Raw genomic sequence first — 20,389 nt, forward strand, 5'->3', positions numbered from 1 at the left:
AGGCGCCCAGCAAACGATGCGGCCGCACCGTTTGATTGTCCGATACGTCGAAAAGAGCACCAAAACCATGCCGAGCAGGACCAGCGCCAAGTCGGCCAAGGCCATCAAGGCGGCGGGCAAGTCCGCCCCGTCCAAGAAACGCGGTGGGGGTGGCAAAGTCGGTGGCAAGCGTCAGATTCCCTGGCTGACCATCGCGGCCGTGGTGTCGATTCTCGCCCTGATCGGCGGAATCGCGGCCTATCTGGTGCCGAAGTACAACGCCAAGGAAGAGCTCAAGAACCCTTCCGCGTACATCGACGGCATCGTCAAGAAGGACTACCCGGCCGGGCTGCACGTGGCCTCCGCCCAGCGCGTGGCCTACGACCAGGCCCCGCCCTTCGGCGGCCCGCACGACGGTTCCTGGGCCGATTGCATGGGCACGGTCTACGAGAAGGCCATCCGCACCGAGAACGCGGTGCATTCGCTGGAGCACGGCGCGGTCTGGATCGCCTACAACCCGGACAAGGTGGACGCGGCCGGCATCGACACCCTGAAGCAGAAGGTGGCCGGCAAGCCCTACTCGCTGATGTCGCCGTACCCGGGCCTGGACGCCCCGGTCGCGCTGATGTCGTGGGGCCATCAGCTGAAGGTGCAGAGCGTGAGCGATTCGCGCGTGGACCGCTTCATCAAGGATCTGCGCCTGAACGAGAAGTTCTACCCCGAGGTGGGCGCGAGCTGCTCCAACCCGACCTTCGACACCAAGAACCCGCCCGCCTTCGACGCGTCGGCCCCGGGCCCGGACGCGGTGCCGATGGACGGTAAGGGCGCGACCAAGGTGCAGAACGAGGGCAGCGGCGGCCTGGGCAGCATTCCGGGCATGCCCGGCGGCCTGACCGGTCTGCCCGGCGGTCTCACCGGCATCGACCCGACCGGCGGCCTCGGCGGCGCCGGCCTGACGCCCGAGGGCGTGCCGAGCATTCCGAACCCGGCCGAGGCCCCGCAGACCGAGCCGCAGGCCGGTCAGCAGCAGCCGGGCCAGTGATGCCGCCCCTCGTGTCCGGCGACGACGTCTTCGATCACGACCAGGCCCCGGACGCCGATCCGGCCGCCCCGCAGCGGAGTCAGCGCACCGCGCTGCTGGTGCTGGGCGTCATCGGCGTCCTGCTGATCGGCGTGGCGCTCGGCCTGTTCGCCCACATTCCGCTGGAGAAAGCCGGCAAGGCCGATCCGAATCCGGTGGATATCGGCTTCAGCCAAGACATGTCGGTGCATCACGCCCAGGCGGTGGAGATGTCGGCGGTGGCGCTGAGCGGTTCCACCGATCCGGACGTGAAGCGGCTCGCCTACGACATCCTCACCACCCAGCAGAACCAGATCGGCCGCATGCAGGCCTGGTTGCAGGGCTGGGGCGAACCGTTCCTCGCCACCGACGGCTACATGTCCTGGATGACAGGCACTTCCGGGGCCTCGCATCACGGCGGCGGCACCGCGGCGCACACCGGACCGATGAACACCATGCCCGGCATGGCATCTCAGGACGAGCTGGCGGCGCTGAAGAAGGCCACCGGCACCGCGCTGGACATCCAGTTCCTGCAACTCATGCTGCGCCACCACCAGGGCGGCATGGGCATGATCGAGTACGCCGAGCAGCGCGCCGACACCGATGTGGTGCGCGCGCTGGCGCAGAGCATGGCCAAGACGCAGACCAGCGAGGCCGAACTGATGACCCAGATGCTCGCGGCCCGCGGCTCCGCGCCGCTGCCGATGAACTGAATCCGAGGGTGGACCGGGCCGCAAAACGCCCGGTCCACACCGGTTTTTGGCGCAGCGCACCCAATGCGATAGGCTTTCCCAGCCTGCTCGAGGAAACCCGAGCGGGACCATCCCCGCCCTCGTAGCTCAGGGGATAGAGCGTTTGCCTCCGGAGCAAAAGGCCGCAGGTTCGATTCCTGCCGAGGGCACCGATAAGGCCCCGACCGTGAACCACGGTCGGGGCCTTACTCGTTCGCGCGGGCGGCTCAGGCGGTGACCGATTCGCGCTGCGCGGCCAGCCATTCGGCGAAGGTGGGCCCGGCCAGGCGCGCGTGCGGATTGGGGAGCAGGCCGCCGTTCTCGTTCAGCGGGGTGTCGGGGTTGGCGGGATCGGAGACCTCGTCCACCGTCACCGGCAGTTCGAGGTGTTCGGCGAGCTGTGCGGCCGCCTCGGCCAGGCGCTCCTCACGCGGGCCCGCGATCTCCGGGAAGGGCACGGCGGCAGTGGCTTCGGGATCGAAGGCCAGCCGGACCAGTTCCTCGGCCACGGTGCGGGCCGCGACCAGCTGGGTGCGCATCTTCGGCAGGTTCGCGGTCTCCCACCGCGTGCCCCAGCGCAGCAGCAGTTCCACGAATTCGTGGAACTGGGCCGCGCGCAGGATCACCGCGGGCACCGGACCGGCGAGCACCTCCCGCTCGTGGATCTGCTTGGCCAGGTTGTATCCGGCTGCGGCGGCATTGATTCCGATAATGGAGACGACCACCAGCCGCCGCACCCCGGCGGCCTGCCCGGCGGCATGCAGATTGCGGGCCGAGGCGGTGAAGAATTCGGTGGCGACCGCCAGGTCGGGGGACGGCGTGCTGGAGGCGTCGATGATCGTGTCGACTCCGGTCAGCGCCTCCGCCAGGCCCGCGCCGGTGACCACGTCCACGCCCTGGGAACGGGACATCTCCACCACCTCGTGACCCTGCTCGCGCAGCACCGCCACCACGTGGCGGCCCAGCCGTCCGGTGGCGCCCGCGACGGCAATCCGGTTGTGCGCCTTGACGTTCTGGTTATCGATGGTCATCGTCCGCTCTTTTCTCCGCGCTCTGTTTCCGGGTTCACCGGGATGACGGGACAGCCGGCCCAGGTGTGACACGGGCGGGTTCATTGCCACCACGGAGATCAACGGACCGGTATGTTTTTGGACATGTCGGACATCGGAAACGCCTCCGCGCCACATCCGGCAGCTCGGCGCGCCCGGCGTTCCGGACGACTCACGCCCGCCCTCGCGGCCGCCCTGACCAGCATCGGAATGGTGACCGCGACGGGCACGGCCGCCGCCGCCGGGGAACCCGACCCCCTGGCCTTCTACACCCCGGCCGCGGAACTGGTGGCGGGACCGCACGGTTCGGTCATCCAATTGCGATCGATCACCGGCGATCCCGGCTTGGCGGGCGCGCGCAACTACCTGGTGCTGTACCGGTCGATGGATATGCAGGGCCGCACCGTCGCCGTCTCCGGCACCGTCGCGATCCCCGAGGGCACTCCCCCGCCCGGCGGCTGGCCGCTCATCTCCTGGGCGCACGGCACCACCGGCGTGGCCGATATGTGCGCGCCGTCGCTGGATTCCTCGCCCGAGTATCCGGCGCACGATTACACCGCCCTGGTGCGCCGGGTCCAGGAACAGTGGGTGGCCGCCGGTTACGCGGTGGCGCAGACGGATTACCAGGGCCTGGGCACGCCCGGACCGCACGGCTATCTGATCGGGACCGCCGAACAGCGGGCCGTCACCGATATGGCCCGGGCCGCACGGGAAATCGATGCCGAGATCGGCACCCGCTGGGTGGCGGTCGGGCATTCACAGGGCGGGCAGGCCGCCGTCTTCACCAATTCCCAAGCGCGGCAATGGGCTCCGGATCTGGAACTGCTCGGCTCGGTCGCGCTGGCGCCGGCCTCGCATCAGGGGCTGGGCGTACAGGCGTCGCAACTGGCCACCGCGGCCGGCGCCGCACCGGTTCTGGCTCCGATCACCGGCGGCGCGACTTCCTTTCTGCCCCTGATCATCCGGGGCGCGCAGACGGTCACCGTGGTCGATCCGGCCCGCTTCCTGACCCGGCGTTCCGACGACATGCTGGCGCTGGCCGACACGGGCTGCATCGGGCAACTGCGGCAGGCCGACGAATGGGGCGGGCTGAACGCCGCCGAGGTCTTCGCGCCGAACGGCGACATCGCCGCACTGACCCGGGTGCTCGATGAAAACGACCCCAGCGCACTGCCTTTCACGCAACCGCTGCTGGTGCTACAGGGGCGCGCCGATACCACAGTGCCCGCGGTCGCCACCGATGCCATGGTGATCCAGCAGCGCGCGTCCGGCCGTCCGGTGGAGTACCGCGGTTATCCGGGCATCGACCATCGCGGCGTGCTGGAGGCGTCCTATCGCGATGCGCTGGCCTGGGTCAACGCCAGATTCGGCCGCTGATCCGGGCGTAGCTTCGCGGCCGCCGGACGCCGCCGGATGCGATAGAGCAATGCCAAGGCCAGCGCGCATCCGGCCGTGACGCCCAGCGCCGCCCAGCCGGGGGCCGCCGAGGTCAGCCCCTGCGGGTCGCGATACCAGCGCGGTGAATACGCCACCCGGCCGAAACTGTTGCCGCGCATGGCGATCACCAGGCAGGGCACCAGCAGCACGGCCAATCCCACCGCCACGCCGGGCGCTCCGTTCGGCAAGGCGGCGGCGAAGCAGTAACCCGTCACCAGCCCGATCGCGGTGATGCCGAGGACCGGCAGCATCGCACCGGTGTGGGCTTGGTTCGCGGTGACCCCCGCGAAGACCGACAGGGCGGCGATCCCGGCCAGCCCGATCCACGGCGAGGGGAAGCGCCGACCGGCGAAATAGCCCGCCGCGACGGCGGCGATCGGGATGGGCGCACTCCAATCCGGCCGGGGCACCGCCACTATCGCACTGCCCGCATTGGTGACCGCGATCATGAGCAGCAGCACCGCCCCGTCCCGGCCCGGGAGCAGCAGCGCGGCCACCAGCCCGGCCAGCACGGTGCCCGCCGCCACCACCGCGACATTCGGCAGATTGTCGGTGTGCCGGACGAACCACTCGGTCGAGAACGCCACGGTGACGACCAGCAGCAGCGCGGCCAGGATGGGGCCGATGGGCAGATCCGAGGTCTCCTCCTCGGTGGGCCGCAGCCATTGCATCAGCAGGGCGCAGGCCAGCGCCGGCACGGTGAGCAGCAGCAGCCACATCGGCGGCGTGCCGCTGGACGCCCATTCGATGAGCGAACGGTCGGTCACGTGCCCGGCGGGCAGGGCGGTGAGATCGCCGATCAGGATGGCCGACAGCGCGCCGATCAGGAAGGCGGCGCGGGTGAGCGGTTTGCCGAAGGCGGCCACCGCGAGCGCGCCCAGCAGGATGCCGCCGAAGATGGAGTCGATGTAGTTGACGGTGGTGAGGGTGCCGGTGGTGGCCACGTCCCGGTCGGTCAGATGTCCGGCGAACAGCACCAGCAGGCTGCCGAAGGCGGCGACCCAGGCGGTGCGGCGGCCCAGGGCGACGGCGAGCGCGGCGGCCACCGCGGCGAAAATGGCGCCCGCGGCGGCGGCGCGGGGCATATTGAGCACCAGCATGTCGAGTTGCAGGATCGGGCCCTCGGCGGTCCACGCCAGATCGAGCGGGGCCATCAGCAACAGTCCGGCGACCACTGCGCCGAGGAAGGCCGCGATGCCCTCGAGCTGCCCCGCGAACCTGCGCAAATCGGGCATGGCGGCCACTTGGGCCGGTCGGGCCATCGCGAATTTCGCGCCCATCTCTCACCTACCTGTCGGTGATGCGACGCCTATCGCGCTGCAAGCAAAAGAATCAGCAAACTTACTCACAGGCTAACAACAAGCGACCACAAGGGCCGACGCGGTGACTTTCCTCATAGTCCGCGAGCGCGGCGGCGAGTCAGGCCGAAGCGCCGGCGTGCCAGTGCGGATCCCGGCCGAACCAGGCGGCCAGCCGGTCGTAGGCGGGCGCGTCCGCGGCGACCGGCACCTCCGGGCCGAAGGCCTTGCCCGGACCGCGATACTCCGGCCGCAGCAATCGCTTGGACCAGGCCAGCGCGCGTTCGGCGAGTTCCGGGTCCAGTTCCGGTTTCTGCCCGGTGGCGCGAGCGAGATCCCAAGTGTGCATGGCGAATTCGGCGATCTGCTGATCCGCGCGCCCGCGCAGCGGCCCGGTCCCGCCCATCGCCCGGACCGGGCGATCCAGGTCGCCCGAACGCCACGCCTCCAGCAGCGGGCCCGAGCGCACCTCGAATTCCGCGCTCCAGTCGGCGTCGATCTCCTCGTGCGGGACCGACGCCCAGTCCACGTCCTCGCCGCGCGCGGCGGTGGTGAAGGCGGGCAGATCCTGCCCGACGAGATGGTCCAGCAACCGGCCCACCCGCCACTCCTCGCACGGAGTGGGAAGTCCGGCCTGGTCCGGACGCACGGCGGCGATGACGTCACCCAGCTGGGCGACCGCCCGTTCCACCAGATCGACGGTCGGGTCCGAACGCGATGTGTCGCCCATGCCGCCAGAGTAGTCCTGCCGCAAAGCTGTTCGTGGAGCCTTCAGCGCACCCGGAAGGTCTGCGGCACGGGACCTCGGCGCAGCCAGACCTTCGGCGCGGTGTGGCCTCGGGCGCGGTGACGACCTAGGCGCAGCGGAATCGGAAGGTGGCGATGGGGGTGATGCCCGGCACCGCCGTGACCTGCTGGGTGGGGTCGCCGTCGAGCGAGCAGCCGGTGGGGGTGGCCACCTTCACCTGGTAGCAGCCCGCGCCGCCGTGGAAGGTCGCGGTGCCGTCGGCGCCGGTGGTCACGGTGGCCGGGGCCCCGCCGGTGCACGGCGCGACCTCGGCGGCGACCTCGCCGATCGGGAACTGTTCGGGCCCCCACACGGCCCGCACCTGGACCGCGGCGTCGGCGGGCTCGGCGGCGGCGAGCGGGGTCGCGGCGCAGGCGGCGGCGAGGACGGACAGGGCGAACAGCGAGCGGCGCAAAGGATCTCCTCGAATGAAGCCGGACGTTTGGTCCACCGGTCAATATAGGTGGTCGCCGCCGCGGGCCGGTCACATTACATCCGGGCGTCCGGTCACCGGAGCATGAGCAGGAAACTCCGGGGCGAGCCTCGCGTCCTCGGGTATCGGCTGACCACCATCATCAGGGCCGAATCCGCGTGCACCGGATCTGGACGGCAATCGCCTCACCCCAGGCGGGTTCTGGACCGCCGCCGCGATCGCGGAGTTCGTTCCGCTGACCGGCGGTGTCACGGATATCGCGTCAGGTTCGGCGATGAATCACCGGGTGTGGACGGCGTTCTTCGGCCTGTGCGTGCTGATCTCATGGGGTTACGTGCCCCCGCCCTCACGCCGCCGACGCGACAGCCGAATCGTTCCGCGCCACCGCGGCGGCACACTGCTCGGATGTGAAAGCCACTGCCGCACCGAGGACTTCGATATCCACCCGATCGCCGACCGTGGGTGCGCCGACGCTGACCCGGCGCACCTGGATCGGCTCGGCCCGGCCGTCCAGGTCCAGGCTCAGCATGACGTCCGCGCCCCGGAACTCGACGGCGCGGACCGTCGCGCGGCCGCGGCTGCCGTTCGAAACCACATGGGCGACAAGCTGTTCCGGTCGCATCATGACGGTGGCGGCGGAATTCGGGGCGCCGGACTGGACCGGGATGCGGCCCAGCGCGGTGTCGGCCGTGCCGGCCCCGACGGTGGCGTCGAGCAGCACGGTGTCGCCGAGGAAGCCCGCGGTGAACAGATCGGCCGGGGCGGCGTAGACCTCGGCGGGCGCGCCCACCTGGGTGAAGCGGCCGGTGCACATGACCGCGACCTGATCGGCGAAGGACAGCGCCTCCTCCTGGTCGTGGGTGACCAGAATGCTGGTCATGCCCGCCGCGCGCAGGGTTTCGGCGACGGCCTGGCGGGTGGCGGCGCGCAGTCCGGTGTCGAGCGCGCTGAAGGGCTCGTCGAGCAGCATCACCTCGGGCTTGCGAGCCAGCGCACGGGCCAGGGCGACGCGCTGCTGCTGACCGCCGGAGAGCTGATGCGGGCGGCGATCGGCGTAGGACGCGTCCAGCGACACCATGTCCAGGAGTTCGGCGATGCGCTGCTTGTGCTTTCGCCGTCCGGCCAGCCCGCCGTTCAGGCCGTAGGCGATGTTCTGTCCCACCGTCAGATGCGGGAACAGCGCCCCGTCCTGCGCCACGTAGCCGATATTGCGGCGATGCGCGGGCAGCGTGAACCCTTGGCGCGTCACGGTTTCCGCGCCGACGGACACCGATCCGGCGTCCGGGTGCTCGAATCCGGCGATCACCCGCAGCAGCGTGGTCTTACCGCAGCCGGAGGACCCGACCACGGCGGTGGCGCTGCCGTCGGGCACATCGAGGCAGATCTCATCGAGCACCAGGTTGCCCCCGAAGTGCTTCGAAACATTCTCTACGACAAGACGACTCATACCCCCGCCGCCTTTCTGGATTGAGTGAACAGCAGATACGTGACCGGCACCGCCGCGATGATCATGATCAGCGCGTAGGGCGCGGCCGCCGCGTAGTCCAGTTCGCCGGACAGCGACCAGAAGCGCATGGCCAAGGTGCGAGTTCCGTTGGGAGCCAACAGCAAAGTCGCGGTGAGCTCGGTGGCTACCGCCACGAAAACCATCGCCGCGGCGGCAGCAGCGGCGGGCGCGGTGAGCCGCAGAGTGACGCGGAAGAAGGTGACGGCGCCAGACTTTCCGAGCGCCTGCGACACCTCCTCCAGGCCGACCGGCACCTGCGCCAGGCCCGCGCGCACGCTCACCAGGGCGCGCGGCAGGAACATGAGCGTGTACGCGGCCAGCACCATGGCGGCGGTCTGGTACACGGCGGGCAGCCATTTCAGCGTCACCGTCACCATGGCCAGCGCGATCACGATGCCCGGCAGCGAACTGGTGATGTAGTTGCAGCCCTCGATGACGCGGGCGAATCGCGAGGTGGAGCGCACCGCGATCCAGGCGACCGGAAAGGCGCACAGCGTGGTGATCACCGCGGCGGTGGCCGCCAGCCCGACGGTCTGCCCGAGCGCCTCGCCGATATCGGCCCAATCCCACACCGCCGCACCGCCGATGCGCAGCCAGCGCAGGATGGTCCACAGCGGCACGCCGAGCGCCGCCACCAGGGCGGCGGCCAGCAGCAGGAACATCGGGGCCTTACCGGCGCCGAGCCGGACCCGCACCGCCGCGCGCGGCACGCCGCTGCCGATCCGGGCATAGCGCGCATGCCCGCGGGCGGCCGATTCCCCGGCCAGCAGCACCAGGCAGCACAGCACCAGCACGCCGGCCAGGGTGCTGCCCGCCGATCCGGCGAAGCTCGACTGGTACTGCTCGAAGATGGCGGTGGTGAAGGTGGAGAACCGCACCATGACGAACGCGCCGTATTCGGCGAGCAGGTGCAGCGAGATCAGCAGTCCGCCACCGAGAATCGCGAGCCGCAATTGCGGCAGCACCACGCGCACGAACACCTCGAACGGCCCCGAGCCCAGCGCCCGCGCCGATTCCTCCACCGCCGGATCCAGCCGCCGCAGGGTGGCCGCGGCGGGCAGATAGACCAGCGGGAAATACGACATGGTGGCGATGAGCACGCCCGCCCACAGGCCGTGCAGCGACGGGAACGCGCTCACCCACCCGTAGGAATTGACGAAAGCGGGAACGGCCAAGGGGGCGGCGAAGATCGGCCCCCACAGCGCGGTGCCCGGCACGTCGGTGCGTTCCACGATCCAGGCCAGGCCGACGCCCAGCACCACGCAGATCGGCACCGTGAGCACCACCAGACTCGCGGTGTTCTTCAGCAATTCGCCGACGCGCGCCCGGAACACCAGGTGTGCGGTCTCGCTCACGCCATTGGAGATCAGGGTGGACACGATGTAGCCCAAGGGCACGAAAGTCGCCGCCACCAAGAGCAGTGCGGCGATCGCGACGAGAAGCCCGGGCCTGGTGGCCCGGGTGGCTACAGCGGTCCGGACTGCCACGGTTAGAGCAGACCCGCCTCGGTCATCAGCTGGGTGACCTTCTTGGCGTCCAGCTTGGCGGGATCGATCTTGGGCGCGCCGAGCGTGTTCAGCGGCGGCAGTGCGGGATTGGCGCTCACATTGCTCGCCACCGGGTACTCCATCGAGTCACCGTCGCGCAGTACTTCCTGGCCCTGCTGCGAGGTGATGAAGGCGACGAACTTCTGCGCGTTCTCCTGCTTCTTGCTCGACTTCAGCACGCCGCCACCGGAAACGGAGACGAAGGCGCCGGGATCCTGGTTCTTGAAGTAGTACAGCGCGGTATTGCCGCTGTTCTCCTTGGTCTTGGCCTGATCGCGGTACCAGTAGTAGTGGTAGATCACGCCGCCGTCGAACTGCCCCGCGTTGACGCCCTTCATGGTCGTCACATTGTTCTGCGAGACGATGGCGTTCTCCTTCATGCCCTTCAGCCACGCCTTGGTCGCGTCCTCGCCCTTCAGCTCCAGCAGGGCGGCCACGATGGCCTGGAAGTCGGCGCCGGACGCGCCCGCGCTCCACTTGCCCTTCCACTGCGGCTGTTGCAGATCCAGCAGCGACTTGGGCAGCTGGTCGGCGGTCAGCTTGCCGGTGTTGTAGACGAAAACCGTGGAGCGCGCGGCGATTCCGGTCCATTTGCCGGTGGACGGCCGGTATTCGGCGGGCACATTGGCGACGGTGCTCTGGTCCAGATCGGCGAAGAGCCCGGCGTTCTCGACCAGCGCCATGGCGGGCGAGTTCTCGGTGAGGAAGACGTCGGCGGGCGAGTTCTTGCCCTCGGCCACGAGCTGGTTACCGAGATCGGTGTCGCCGCCCTGGCGCAGGGTGACCTTGATGCCGGTCTGCTTGGTGAAGGCCGCGGCCCACTCCTTGGTCAGCGACTCGTGCTGGGCGTTGTAGACGAGGATCTCGTTGTCGTCGCCGGACGAGTTGGAGCAGGCCGTGACTCCGAGCAGCGTGATAGCCGCGAGCGCTCCGGACACGAGTTTCCATCGAGCCGCCGTCATGACCGTCCTTTCGACACGCCAATCCTCATCGCTGAGGTTTGGCTAACCAACGTACAACCATTGAAACCGGACGGAGGCGGCACCCCACCGAATCGCAACGGTTTTGCCGTAGTCTGCGGACATTCAGTGGTGGCGCGAGCACAAGGAACCCGATGACCTTCCCGCCCGGCGGACAACGGTACAGCGCAGTTCAGGACGTTCAGCAATCTTCAAGCAAGCTTCACCTACTGATCGGGGCTCTCGCCCTGGGCGCCACCCTGCTGAGCGGCTGCACCGCCGCGGCCGGCTCCACCGGCACCGCCAAGACCGAGGAACAGCAGGTCGAATCGGCGGTCCGGGACTTCTACCAGGCCCTCAGCAAGGAGGGGCCGGGCGTCGCCTCCACCAAGGCCTGCGCCCCCGATCGCACCGAATACCAAGCACTTTCGGACGCCCAGAAGAAAGCCGCCGAGCAGGGCCGCTTCGAGATCCACATCGATTCGGTCGGCAAGGTCGCCATCACCGGCGACCGGGCCACCGCCGAAATGAAGGGCACCGTCGCACTGCCGGGCGCGGAAGGCAAACAGACCACCGGCAATGAGCACCTCCGCCGGGAGGACGGCAGCTGGAAGGTCTGCTCCTCGGACGGGAAATAGCGGCCGGCGAACGAAAAGGCCCCGGCGAGATTCTCACCGGGGCCGATCCGACAGAGCGAGCGGCGGGAATTGAACCCGCGTGAAGGGCTTTGCAGACCCTCTCCTAAACCACTCGGACACACCCGCATGCTTTGTCCGGTCCATTCTGGCCGTCCGGAGCGGCCGTGCCCATCGTTGAAATCAGGGTGATTCCAACGATGTCGGACGATGCGGGGCCGCCGTGCGATGATCGGGGCATGTCTCGGCCCCGTCCCCTGCCGCTCGATCCCATCGAGGAGGCGCATCGCCAGTGGTCCGAGCACGGCTGGGGCGATGTCGCCGACGGGATGGCGGCGGTCACCTCGCTGGTGCGAGCCCAGCAGATCGTGATGGCGCGGGTGGACGTGGCGTTGAAGCCCTCCGGGCTGACGTTTTCCCGCTACGAGCTACTGATGCTGCTGAACTTCAGCAAAACGGGTGCGTTGCCGATGGCGGTGGCCAGCGCCCGGCTGCAGGTGCATCCGACCAGCGTCACCAATACCGTGGACCGGCTCGAGGCTGCGAAGCTTGTGAAGCGGGTCCCGCATCCCAGCGACCGCCGGGCCACCTTGATCGAAATCACCGATGCCGGGCGGGAATTGGTCGACAAGGCCACCGGTCAATTGAATCGGCAGGTCTTCGCCGATGCCGGTCTGCCGCCGGAGCGTTTGCAGTTGTTGCTGCAATTGCTGGCGGAATTCCGGCAAGCCGCGGGCGACTTCGACACCGGTAGCGAGGCCAGCCGCTGGGCCGGACAGTAACCGTCCAGCATCCGACTAGCCAATTTCCTGCGTCATAGTCTTGGAATCGGACCGGAATAGGTTCACCATGGAGGCCATGGTGCTGGTCCTCGGGGTGTCGGCGGGCGCTGCTGGCGCACGCGCCATGCTCACCCATTCCGACCAGCCGCATCTGCCGCCCATCGACCGCTGCCTGGTGCCCAGGCGTAGCGGCGGCGGCGTCGAAGAGGGCGTTTTCGAGGCCATCCGCCTGATGCGCAAGTCCGCCGCCAAGCGCGACGAATTCATTACCGGCATCGCCGCCACCTGCCGTTGCACCTCGCACGCCGACGCGCTGCGCACCACGGCCGGCCGCAATCGACTCACCGTCATCGACGAGCCGGTGGCGCAGCTCAGATATCTCCGGTTCACCGGCCGGCTGCCGGCCGAAGGCTCGGTCGTGCTCTACGACCTGGGCGCTTCCGGTCTCACCCTGACCCAGATCGACTGCCGCACCGACGCCATCATCGCCACCAAGCGCAGCACCGTGCTCAGCGGCGACGGCCACGACGCCCTCCTACGCTGGTTACTCGTGCGGGGCGGCGTCACCGTGGACATGGGCGTCACCCGCCGGCACAAGGAAGCGCTCGCCTCGGACCGGGTACTGACGGTCTGCGATCCCATCTCCGGCCACCGCACCGTGGTCACCCGCAGTGATTTCGCCGAGCTCGTCGAAGCCGGCATCCACCATTCGGCTTCTTTCATCCGGCACATGGTCGAGGAGACCGGCGTGCACCCCTCGGCGGTGGCCCTGCTCGGCGGCTGCTCCCGCAACAAGAGCATCCGCGACGAGCTGAAACACCAGCTGGCCATGCCGCTGATCTACGACCCGGAACCCGAGTTCGTCTCCACCCGCGGCGCGGTCCTGCTGGCCGCCGAACGCCCCTCCGCGCGCCGGGTGCGCAGCGTCCGGTCCGCACCGGTGGTGCACGCCCACGCCAATCCCGATTCGCCGGTATCGCGCAAGAAGCTGGTGGCCGCGGTCGCGGTCACCGCCACCCTGGGCGGCACCATCGTGGGCGCGCTCGCGCTGGACCGGCAGACCGGCGACCACACCGACGGCAAACCCCCGACCGTCGAAGTGGTCGGTCCGCCCAAACACGGCTGAGCCGCCCGCCCGGGTGCGCGCCGGGCGTCAGCGTGCGAGACCCAGCCCGGTCAGCCGTACCGTGCCGCGCGCACCGCAGGACACCGTGGTGCGACGTAGCTCGGACGGGGACCACACGCCCCGCGCCTGGGCCTCCGCGACCAGCAGCGCCGCCGCCGCGGACGCGCTCTCCGGTTCGGAGAAGGGAAACCTGGTCGCCCACCCGTACCAGGTTTTGCGCTGCCAGCCGCGCGCCCGCATCGCGGTGGTGGCGGCCGTGGAGTAGCTGCCACCGGCATGCTGCAGCAGCACGCTCAGTCCGCCGGGTTCGACGGCCACTCCCAGGCGGGCTTCCTCGTACGGCAGCAGAATCTGGAAGTCGAGCGTGTCGGCTCCCACCTGCGGGGACAGTTGTTCGCGCAGCGCGGTGAACAAGCGGGTCAGCGCATCCTGCCATTGGCTCATGGTCCGCGCCGCGCTGCCCTCGGGGAACGATTCCGGATTGTCTCCGGCGCCGTTCCGGTCGAGCTGCCAGAGATACGGCAACTCGGTCGATTCGGCGGTCGCTGGCGCGTCTTGCCCACCGCTGCTGTCGAATTCGAGTTTCTCGTCGCGGTCCAGCGACTCGGTGTCGTACCCCTCGAAGCGGATGTCTCCGGCCCGGCCACGCAGTATCAGGGTGCGATTCGCATTGCGCCAGCGCACTTCCGGGCCGTCGGACCGGCCGCCGTAGAGCGTGGGCCCGCCGATGACCCCCATCACCGCGTCCAGTACCGCGCCGTAGATCGCCCGGCGTTCGCCCGCCGTGGCGTCGTTGCGGTGCTCCCATACGCTCACCGTCGAAACCGGTTGTCCGGCAGCGGTTCCCAGCTCCGCCGGGGACCAGGGCCCGGGTCCGAGGTCGTGCAACGTCCGGGCGAACCGCTCGATCCGGTCCAGGTCCGCCTCCGGCACCAGATCGGCGCCGGGCCGGGTCGGGCGCAGTTCCAGCCACGCGAGCCGGTTGCTGCGTTGCAGCAGCAGCGTGCGGTCGGGTAGCTGCCAGCGGAGTCCGGTGGCCACAGCCGTCGAGTGGTGCGGGACCGGGGCGCCCGCCTGCGCCAATTCCGTGACGAGCGTGCCGAATTCCTCGCTGTCGTGCAGGTGAGCCGGCAGCGAGAGTTGTGCGCCGCGGTACTCGCCCCGCTCCGGTCTGGCCTTCCCGCACTGGAAGTCGAGATAGCCGGCGGGCGTGGCGATCCGGGTGTAGGCATTGGTGGATTTCACCGTCCACCATCCGGGCATCGCGGTCGCCGCCTTCGTCACCGCCTGGACCGACCAGTCTCCCAACTCCAGGCCGCATACCCGCTCGATTGTGTAGACAAGTTCGGACCTCATCGGCAAACCCCCAGTTCGCTCGCCCCTACCCCCCAATTCTATTGGGCCCCACCGACACAAAACGCCCCGCCATTCGCGCGGAATGGCGGGACGTTGCGATGGAACGTGAGCGCAGCCTACTTGTTGCCGAAGTTCGGCGCGCGCTTCTCGACGAAGGCGGTCATGCCTTCCTTCTGATCGTCGGTGGCGAACAGCGAGTGGAAGACGCGGCGTTCGAAGCGCAGGCCCTCGGTGAGGGTGGTTTCGAAGGAGCGGTCGACGGCTTCCTTGGCGATCATGACCGAGGGCAGCGACATGGAGGCGATGGTGGTGGCCACCTCGAGCGCGGTCGAGACCAGGTCGGCGGCCGGGACGATGCGGGAGACCAGGCCGGCGCGCTCGGCTTCCTCGGCGTCCATATTGCGGCCGGTGAGAACGAGATCCATGGCCTTGGCCTTGCCGACGGCGCGGGTGAGGCGCTGCGAGCCGCCCATGCCGGGGATGACGCCGAGCTTGATCTCCGGCTGTCCGAACTTGGCGGTGTCGGCGGCGATCAGGATGTCGCACATCATGGCCAGTTCGCAGCCGCCGCCCAGCGCGTAGCCCGCGACCGCCGCGATGATGGGCTTGCGGAAGGCGACCAGACGGTCCCAGCCGGCGAAGTGGTCGGCGAGGAACATGTCCATGTAGGACTTGGTCTGCATCTCCTTGATGTCGGCGCCGGCCGCGAAGGCCCGGTCCGAACCGGTGAGCACCACCGCGCCGATCTCGTTGTCGTGCTCGAGTTCGTCGAGCGCCGCCGAGATGTCTTCGAGGACTTGCGAATTCAGCGCGTTCAGGGCCTTCGGCCGGTTGAGCGTGATGAGGGCGACGCGGCCCTTCCGCTCCAACAGAATGGTCTCGAACACACTCACGCGGGTTCCTCTCCAGATCGCTTACGGATATCGGTGACGATAGCCGAGAAGTCCTTGCCAGCTTCGTCCTGGTTGAAGCGCTGGTAGATCTCGGCCGCGAGCTGCCCGATCTGCCCGTCGACCCCGTTGGCCTGCAGCGCACTCGCGGCCAGACCCAGGTCCTTGGTCATGAGCGCGGTCGCGAAGCCCGGCTTGTAGTCGTTGTTCGCGGGGCTGGTCGGCACCGGTCCCGGCACCGGGCAGTAGGACGTCAGCGCCCACGACTGCCCCGACGCGGTGGACACCACATCGAAGAACTTGTCGTGCGTGAGCCCCAGCTTCTCCCCCAGCACGATGGCCTCGCCCAGCCCGATCATCGAAATGCCCAGCAGCATGTTGTTGCAGATCTTGGCGGCCTGGCCGACGCCCGCGCCGCCGCAGTGCACGACCTTGCCGCCCATGACCTCCAGCAGCGGCAGGGCGTCGGCGAAGTCGGCGTCCGCGCCGCCCACCATGAAGGTGAGGGTGCCCGCCGCCGCGCCCGCCACGCCGCCGGAGACCGGGGCGTCCAGGGCCCGGTGTCCCGCTGCCACAGCCAGTTCCGCGGCCCGCTTGGCATCGGCCACGTCGATGGTCGAGCAGTCCACGAACAGCGTCCCCGGCTTGGCGGCCGCGAGGATCTCGGAGTAGAGGTCGAGCACGATGCGCCCGTTGGGCAGCATGGTGACGACGAGGTCCGAGGCCGCCACGGCCTCGCCGGCGGTGCCGACCACGGTCGCGCCGTCGGCCTTCGCCTGTTCCCGCGCCGCGGGCACGGGATCGAAGGCCAGGACTTCGTAGCCCGCCTTGACCAGGTTGGCGGCCATCGGGCCGCCCATGTGCCCGAGGCCGAGGAAGGCGACCTTCTTGTTCACATCTGTGCTCACTGCTCGTCCTTCGGTGCGGCCAAACCCAATTCGTGCGCGCCGAGCGGGACGAAGTAGGCGTCCACGTCGGCGTCGGTGACGTCCGCCAGGGTCGCGGGCGACCATTGCGGATTGCGATCCTTGTCGATGACCTGGGCGCGAATGCCCTCCACCAGGTCGTGGGTGGCGAGCGAGGCGATCGACACCCGGTATTCGGAGTTCAGCGCGGTCTCCAGGTCCGCGGCGGTGCGCGCCGCCCGCAGCGAGCGCAACGTGACCTTCACCGCGACAGGCGATTTCGCCAGCAGATCGGCCGCGGCCTTGGCGGCCTCGGCGCGGCCGTCGTTGCGCAGCCGGTTCACGATCTCCTCGACGGTGTCCGCGCTGTAGCAGGCGTCGATCCAGTCGCGCTGGGCCACGAACTCCGAAACCGGCGCGGGCTGCGCGAATTTCGCGATCGCCACGTCGGCGGGGTTCTCCCGCAGCGCGTCCAGCAGCGCCGGAAGCTGTTCGGACGGAACGAAATAGTCCGCGAATCCGGCGGCGATGGCGTCCCCGGCGTTCATGCGCGCGGTGGTGAGCCCGACGTGGGTGCCGATCTCACCGGCCGCGTGCGACAGCAGGTAGGTGCCGCCCACGTCCGGAATGAAGCCGATGCCGACCTCGGGCATGCCGACCATGGAGCGTTCGGTGACCACGCGATGCGAGGCGTGCCCGGACAGCCCGACGCCGCCGCCCATCACGATGCCGTCCATGACCGCCACGTACGGCTTCGGGTACCGGCCGATGTAGGCGTTCAGGATGTACTCGTCGCGCCAGAACTTCCCGGTCGCCGATTCCGCGGCGGCAACGCCACTCGCCCCCTCAGCCCCTCCGACCCCCGCTGCCCCAGCAGCGGGGGTCGGGTTCTCCAGGTTCTGTCGCGCCGCGACGATGTTCTTCGCGTCGTTGTGGATGGCCACGATGTCGCCGCCCGCGCACAACCCGCGTTCGCCCGCGCCGGTGAGCACCACGGTGCGCACCTCGTCGTCGTGCTCCCACGCGCGCAGCGCGTCCAGGATGACCAGCGCCATGGCATGGGTCAGCGCGTTGATGGCCTTGGGCCGGTTCAGCGTGATGAGTCCGAGCCCGTCGCGCTTGTCGATCAAAACCTCAGGCTCGCTCATGCTGCTCCTACTACCGAGCGGGCGACAACCACCCGCATGATCTCGTTGGTCCCCTCGAGAATCTGATGCACCCGCAGGTCGCGAACGATCTTCTCGATACCGTATTCGGCCAGGTAACCGTAGCCACCGTGCAATTGCAGGGCCTTGTTGGCCACATCGAACCCGGCGTCGGTGGCGAACCGCTTGGCCATGGCGCACAGCTCCACCTTGTCGGGGGCGTCGGCGTCCAGGGCCGCGGCGGCGCGCCACAGCAGGGTGCGGGCGGCCTCCAAAGAGGTGCGCATATCGGCGAGTTCGAACTGCAGCGCGGTGTTGTCCAGCAGGCGCGAGCCGAAGGCCTTGCGCTCGGCCAGATAGGCCACGGTCTTGTCCAGGGCCGCCTGCGCGCCGCCCATGGAGCAGGCGGCGATATTCAGCCGCCCGCCGTTGAGCCCGTTCATGGCGATGCGGAAGCCGTTGCCCTCCGCGCCGAGCAGGTTGGCGGCGGGCACCCGGGCATTGTCGAGAATGACCTGGCGGGTGGGCTGCGCGTTCCAGCCCATCTTCTTCTCGTTGGCGCCGAAGGACAGTCCCGGCGTGTCGGCGGGCACGATGAAAGCGGAGATCCCCCGCGCCCCTTCGGTTCCGGTGCGCGCCATGATCACGTAGACGTCGGTGCTGCCCGCCCCGGAGATGAATTGCTTGACCCCGGTGAGCAGATAGTCGTCGCCGTCGCGAACGGCCTTGGTGCTCAGGGCCGCCGCGTCCGAGCCCACCGACGGTTCGGTGAGCGCGTAACTGGCCAGCAGGTCCATGGACGTGAGCCCCGGCAGCCACCGATTCCGTTGCGCCGCATCGCCGTACGTGTCGATCATCCACGTCGCCATATTGTGAATGGAGATGTAGGCGGCGATGGCCGGGCAGCCGGTGGCGAGCTGTTCGAAGATGCGCACCGCGTCCAGCCGCCGCAGCTCCGACCCGCCCACGTCCTCGCCCACGTAGATGCCGCCCAGCCCGAGCGATCCGGCCTTGCGCAGCACATCCACCGGGAAGTGTTTGCGCTCGTCCCATTCCAGCGCGTTCGGCGCCAGTAGCTCGTCGGCGAAGGAGCGGGCGGTCTCGACGATCGCCTGCTCTTCCTCGTCTAGTACGAACATCGGTCAGTCCATGGTCGGAATGACGAAGGCGTTGGACTCCTTGAGGCCGGAGGGCCAGCGCTGCGTCACCGTCTTGGTCTTGGTGTAGAAGCGGATCGAGTCCGGGCCGTGCTGGTTGAGATCGCCGAAGCCGGAACGCTTCCAGCCGCCGAAGGTGTGGTACGCGATCGGCACCGGGATGGGCACATTGATGCCGACCATGCCGACCTGCACGCGCGCCGCGAAGTCGCGGGCGGTGTCGCCGTCGCGGGTGAAGATGGCCACGCCATTGCCGTATTCGTGCTCATTGGGCAGCGCGAGGGCTTCCTCGTAGTCCTTGGCGCGCACGATGGCCAGCACCGGACCGAAGATCTCCTCCTTGTAGATCCGCATCTCGGGGGTGACGCGGTCGAAAAGCGTTGCGCCGGAGAAGAAGCCCTCTTCGCCGCCCTCGACCACCAGGCCGCGTCCGTCGATGACCAGCTCCGCGCCTTCGTCCACGCCGATCTGCACGTAGTTGTTCACCCGGTCCACGCCGTCGCGCCCGACCAGCGGCCCGAAGTCCGCGCCCGGATCGTCGGAGAGGCCGACATTGAGCTTGCCGACGCGCTCGATCAGCTTGTCGCGCAGGCGATCCGCGGTCTCCTCGCCCACCGGCACCGCCACCGAGATAGCCATGCAGCGCTCGCCCGCCGAGCCGTAGCCCGCGCCGATGAGCTGATCCGCCACATCGTCGAGGTCGGCGTCCGGCATGACGATGGCGTGGTTCTTGGCCCCGCCGAAGCACTGCGCGCGCTTGCCGTTGGCGGTCGCGGTCTCGTAGATGTACTGCGCGATCGGGGTGGAGCCGACGAAGCCGACGGCCTTGATCCGATCGTCGCCCAGCAGCGTGTCGACGGCTTCCTTGTCACCGTTGACCACGTTGAACACACCGGCCGGCAGCCCGGCCTCGAGGAACAGCTCGGCCAGCCGCAGCGGCACCGAGGGGTCGCGCTCGGAGGGCTTGAGCACGAAGGCGTTACCGCAGGCCAGCGCCGGTCCGGCCTTCCACAGCGGGATCATGGCCGGGAAGTTGAACGGGGTGATGCCCGCGACCACGCCGAGCGGCTGCCGCATGGAGTACACGTCGATGCCGGTGCCGGCGCTCTCGGTGTACTCGCCCTTGAGCAGATGCGGGATGCCGGTGGCGAATTCGATGACCTCGAGTCCGCGCTGGATATCGCCCTTGGCGTCGGGGATGGTCTTGCCGTGCTCGGCGGAGAGCAGCGCGGCCAGCGAATCCATCTCGTCCTGCACCAGGGTCAGGAACTTCATCAGCACGCGGGCGCGCTTCTGCGGGTTGAACGCGGCCCATTCGCGCTGCGCCTCGGCGGCATTCGCGATGACGGCTTCCACTTCGGACTTGGACGCCAGCGGCACCCGCGCCTGCACCTGTCCGGTGCTCGGGTTGTAGACGTCGCCGAATTTGCCGGACGTTCCCGGGACGTGCTGCCCGCCGATGAAGTGGGTGAGTTCGCGAACCATGCCAGTCCTGTCTCGAAGCTTGCGCGCGAATTGCGCGGTACGTTGGCGATCCTATAGTTGGACATCCAAGTATTGGTTGTGGGATAATTCACAGCAGCTACCGGTGCGCAATGACTCCCCG

Annotated in this window: 19 protein-coding genes and 2 tRNA genes; 7 read left to right on the forward strand and 14 right to left on the reverse strand. The window is 69.0% G+C overall.

The genetic code is table 11. The annotated features are described in order from the left end of the window. Nucleotides 1-67 precede the first annotated feature (67 nt). From LTV02_RS25435 to LTV02_RS25445, 3 genes are all read left to right on the forward strand, one after another. Nucleotides 68-1,021 carry a DUF3105 domain-containing protein gene (locus LTV02_RS25435; protein WP_233034343.1) on the forward strand — a complete coding sequence of 318 codons (954 nt, stop codon included), beginning with the start codon at nucleotides 68-70 and terminating at the stop codon, nucleotides 1,019-1,021. Continuing rightward, entirely contained in the window at nucleotides 1,021-1,752 is a 732-nt protein-coding gene (locus tag LTV02_RS25440) for a DUF305 domain-containing protein (protein WP_067722129.1), read from the forward strand. The genes LTV02_RS25435 and LTV02_RS25440 overlap by 1 nt, the downstream gene beginning before the upstream one ends. 115 nt (nucleotides 1,753-1,867) lie before the next feature. Beyond that, nucleotides 1,868-1,940: transfer RNA gene (locus tag LTV02_RS25445), tRNA-Arg, on the forward strand. A gap of 57 nt (nucleotides 1,941-1,997) precedes the next feature. On the opposite strand, the gene LTV02_RS25450 is transcribed toward LTV02_RS25445, so the two are convergent. Further along, nucleotides 1,998-2,801 carry an SDR family oxidoreductase gene (locus tag LTV02_RS25450; protein WP_233034353.1) on the reverse strand — a complete coding sequence of 268 codons (804 nt, stop codon included), beginning with the start codon at nucleotides 2,799-2,801 and terminating at the stop codon, nucleotides 1,998-2,000. 123 nt (nucleotides 2,802-2,924) lie between these two features. Here LTV02_RS25450 and LTV02_RS25455 point away from each other — a divergent pair, with 123 nt between their 5' ends. Beyond that, on the forward strand, nucleotides 2,925-4,196 hold the full coding sequence (locus tag LTV02_RS25455) for an alpha/beta hydrolase family protein (protein WP_233034354.1): 1,272 nt from the start codon (nucleotides 2,925-2,927) through the stop codon (nucleotides 4,194-4,196). Here LTV02_RS25455 and LTV02_RS25460 read toward each other — a convergent pair. The 6 genes from LTV02_RS25460 to LTV02_RS25485 form a co-directional block, all read right to left on the reverse strand. Continuing rightward, nucleotides 4,151-5,536 (reverse strand): hypothetical protein, encoded by a 1,386-nt coding sequence (locus LTV02_RS25460; RefSeq protein ID WP_233034363.1) that lies wholly within the window; start codon nucleotides 5,534-5,536, stop codon nucleotides 4,151-4,153. The two genes, LTV02_RS25455 and LTV02_RS25460, sit on opposite strands and share 46 nt — an antisense overlap. 139 nt (nucleotides 5,537-5,675) lie before the next feature. Then, the gene (locus LTV02_RS25465; protein ID WP_233034364.1) at nucleotides 5,676-6,284 is read right to left on the reverse strand and encodes a TIGR03086 family metal-binding protein; all 609 of its coding nucleotides are present in this window, start codon (nucleotides 6,282-6,284) and stop codon (nucleotides 5,676-5,678) included. Nucleotides 6,285-6,408: 124 nt separating this feature from the next. Continuing rightward, nucleotides 6,409-6,756, reverse strand: a complete 348-nt coding sequence (locus LTV02_RS25470) for a prealbumin-like fold domain-containing protein (RefSeq protein ID WP_233034367.1) — start codon at nucleotides 6,754-6,756, stop codon at nucleotides 6,409-6,411. Between the two features lie 364 nt (nucleotides 6,757-7,120). Further along, nucleotides 7,121-8,221 (reverse strand): ABC transporter ATP-binding protein, encoded by a 1,101-nt coding sequence (locus tag LTV02_RS25475; protein WP_233034369.1) that lies wholly within the window; start codon nucleotides 8,219-8,221, stop codon nucleotides 7,121-7,123. Beyond that, nucleotides 8,218-9,768, reverse strand: a complete 1,551-nt coding sequence (locus tag LTV02_RS25480; protein WP_233034371.1) for an ABC transporter permease — start codon at nucleotides 9,766-9,768, stop codon at nucleotides 8,218-8,220. Before LTV02_RS25480 ends, LTV02_RS25475 begins: the two co-directional genes overlap by 4 nt. Before the next feature lie 2 nt (nucleotides 9,769-9,770). Further along, a complete protein-coding gene (locus tag LTV02_RS25485) occupies nucleotides 9,771-10,790 on the reverse strand; it encodes an iron ABC transporter substrate-binding protein (protein ID WP_233034373.1) in 1,020 nt (339 codons plus the stop codon). 152 nt (nucleotides 10,791-10,942) lie between these two features. Here LTV02_RS25485 and LTV02_RS25490 point away from each other — a divergent pair, with 152 nt between their 5' ends. Next, complete coding sequence (locus LTV02_RS25490) at nucleotides 10,943-11,425, forward strand: Rv0361 family membrane protein (protein ID WP_233034376.1); 483 nt, start codon at nucleotides 10,943-10,945, stop codon at nucleotides 11,423-11,425. A 54-nt stretch (nucleotides 11,426-11,479) separates the two neighbouring features. Here the strand turns inward: LTV02_RS25490 and LTV02_RS25495 are convergent. Then, nucleotides 11,480-11,551: transfer RNA gene (locus tag LTV02_RS25495), tRNA-Cys, on the reverse strand. A 110-nt stretch (nucleotides 11,552-11,661) separates the two neighbouring features. Here LTV02_RS25495 and LTV02_RS25500 point away from each other — a divergent pair. Then, complete coding sequence (locus tag LTV02_RS25500) at nucleotides 11,662-12,204, forward strand: MarR family winged helix-turn-helix transcriptional regulator (protein WP_067722148.1); 543 nt, start codon at nucleotides 11,662-11,664, stop codon at nucleotides 12,202-12,204. 76 nt (nucleotides 12,205-12,280) lie between these two features. Further along, nucleotides 12,281-13,330, forward strand: coding sequence for an acetate and sugar kinases/Hsc70/actin family protein (locus LTV02_RS25505; RefSeq protein WP_233034377.1), 1,050 nt, complete (start codon nucleotides 12,281-12,283; stop codon nucleotides 13,328-13,330). 27 nt (nucleotides 13,331-13,357) lie between these two features. On the opposite strand, the gene LTV02_RS25510 is transcribed toward LTV02_RS25505, so the two are convergent. The 6 genes from LTV02_RS25510 to LTV02_RS25535 form a co-directional block, all read right to left on the reverse strand. Next, nucleotides 13,358-14,686, reverse strand: a complete 1,329-nt coding sequence (locus LTV02_RS25510) for a hypothetical protein (RefSeq protein WP_233034378.1) — start codon at nucleotides 14,684-14,686, stop codon at nucleotides 13,358-13,360. A gap of 116 nt (nucleotides 14,687-14,802) precedes the next feature. Beyond that, entirely contained in the window at nucleotides 14,803-15,579 is a 777-nt protein-coding gene (locus LTV02_RS25515) for an enoyl-CoA hydratase (RefSeq protein ID WP_233034381.1), read from the reverse strand. Beyond that, nucleotides 15,576-16,436, reverse strand: coding sequence for a 3-hydroxyisobutyrate dehydrogenase (gene mmsB, locus LTV02_RS25520; RefSeq protein ID WP_233041702.1), 861 nt, complete (start codon nucleotides 16,434-16,436; stop codon nucleotides 15,576-15,578). Before mmsB ends, LTV02_RS25515 begins: the two co-directional genes overlap by 4 nt. Before the next feature lie 44 nt (nucleotides 16,437-16,480). Then, nucleotides 16,481-17,629 (reverse strand): enoyl-CoA hydratase/isomerase family protein, encoded by a 1,149-nt coding sequence (locus tag LTV02_RS25525; protein ID WP_233034383.1) that lies wholly within the window; start codon nucleotides 17,627-17,629, stop codon nucleotides 16,481-16,483. Then, on the reverse strand, nucleotides 17,626-18,765 hold the full coding sequence (locus LTV02_RS25530; protein WP_233034384.1) for an acyl-CoA dehydrogenase family protein: 1,140 nt from the start codon (nucleotides 18,763-18,765) through the stop codon (nucleotides 17,626-17,628). Before LTV02_RS25530 ends, LTV02_RS25525 begins: the two co-directional genes overlap by 4 nt. A 3-nt stretch (nucleotides 18,766-18,768) precedes the next feature. Further along, a complete protein-coding gene (locus LTV02_RS25535) occupies nucleotides 18,769-20,268 on the reverse strand; it encodes a CoA-acylating methylmalonate-semialdehyde dehydrogenase (RefSeq protein ID WP_233034385.1) in 1,500 nt (499 codons plus the stop codon). Nucleotides 20,269-20,389: the final 121 nt, after the last annotated feature.

It is taken from the genome of Nocardia yamanashiensis (genome assembly GCF_021183565.1).
In the GTDB taxonomy this organism is placed as follows: domain Bacteria; phylum Actinomycetota; class Actinomycetes; order Mycobacteriales; family Mycobacteriaceae; genus Nocardia; species Nocardia yamanashiensis.